The organism is Microcoleus sp. A6-C6 (genome assembly GCF_036705955.1).
Lineage (GTDB): Bacteria > Cyanobacteriota > Cyanobacteriia > Cyanobacteriales > Microcoleaceae > Microcoleus.
This window is the reverse complement of sequence record NZ_JAUBVR010000187.1, coordinates 1-1,346: the sequence shown is the minus strand read 5'-3', so window position 1 is coordinate 1,346 and position 1,346 is coordinate 1. Positions and strand designations below refer to the sequence as shown.

The following is a 1,346-nucleotide window of genomic DNA, read 5'->3' as shown; positions in this document are numbered from 1 at the left end:
GGGCAATATACCACCACGTCAGGTTTCGTGAATAATTACACGCAAAGCGCAATTAATAACAACAACGCATCTACCTATGCACTTGGACTTAATAATCCCCGAGAAATAGCCATTGATGCCGTTGGCCATCGCCTATTTTTAGTTGATGCACTTAACAATCGGGTTTTGATTTACAATCTCGATAGTAATAATCACCTTATAGACAAGACACCCGATTTTGTATTGGGTCAATCCAATTTTACTACTAACACTTCAGAAGCTTCAAATTCAAAATTTAGTGCTGGAGGTGCAAGATGGCTGGCTTACGATCAGGCGAATAACCGTCTTTTTGTATGTGATATTATCTATAATAGAGTGCTTGTATTTGATGTTGCTTCCATTACAAATGGTGAAATTGCGGTAAATGTTTTAGGACAGCCCGATTTTGCGACAGTATCTGAAGGTACTTCATCGACAAAATTGTATAATCCAGCTGGTATTGATTATGACCCAGTAGGCAACAGATTATTTGTAGCGGAAGATAATAATCATAGGGTTGTGGTATTTGATACAGCTCTTATTACTAATGGAGAAGCTGCAGTCAATGTACTGGGGCAAGCGAATTTTATATCCAATGTCATAGCACCGGTGTCGGCCGCGTCAATTGATACTCCTACTGATTTGCTTTACGATTCAGTTAATAAGCGACTTTACGTAAGCGACGAAGTCACAAATCGTATTTTAGTCTTTGATCTAACCACTATCACCAATGGCGAAAGTGCTGTTAGCGTACTGGGTCAGATAAATTTTGCCAATAGTGGAGCTGCTACAACACAGGCAGGATTAAGTGGCCCGAGAGCGATGACTTTAAATCCATGTTCGCAGCGACTGTTTGTTGCAGACAACGGAAATAGAAGGATTATGGTTTTTGATGTTGCAACCGTTACCATCGGTGAAGGTGCAGTTAATGTGCTAGGACAGGCCAACTTTACAACCAATACCGCTGCAACTACCCAAACTGGATCGACAGGTTCGGACTGTTACTTTGATGTTACCACTGGTAAACTATACGTATCGAATGGAACGAATAATCGCGTTTTAATTTTTGGCCTAGATACAAGCGCAGTGGTTACCCATGCTACGTGCAATTCTTCGGGAGCAATAAATATTACTGCAGCGGGAGGGAATGCACCGTACACTTATAATTGGGGCGGCGGAATCACTACTGAAGATCGAACAAATCTCATAGGTGGAATTTATACGGTGACTGTCACAGATAATTGTGGAGCCAAAAACACTGTGGCTTTTACAGTTGCCGGACCCACATCATCAACGGATACCGATAGCGATGGCCTTTATGACGAGTG

1 protein-coding gene is annotated in these 1,346 nt (G+C 41.8%); it reads left to right on the top strand.

What is annotated here, in order from left to right; all coding sequences use genetic code 11:
• Positions 1-27: 27 nt before the first annotated feature.
• On the top strand, positions 28-1,346 hold a 1,319-nt coding region (locus tag QUB52_RS29110; RefSeq protein ID WP_332976353.1), incomplete at its 3' end, for a hypothetical protein.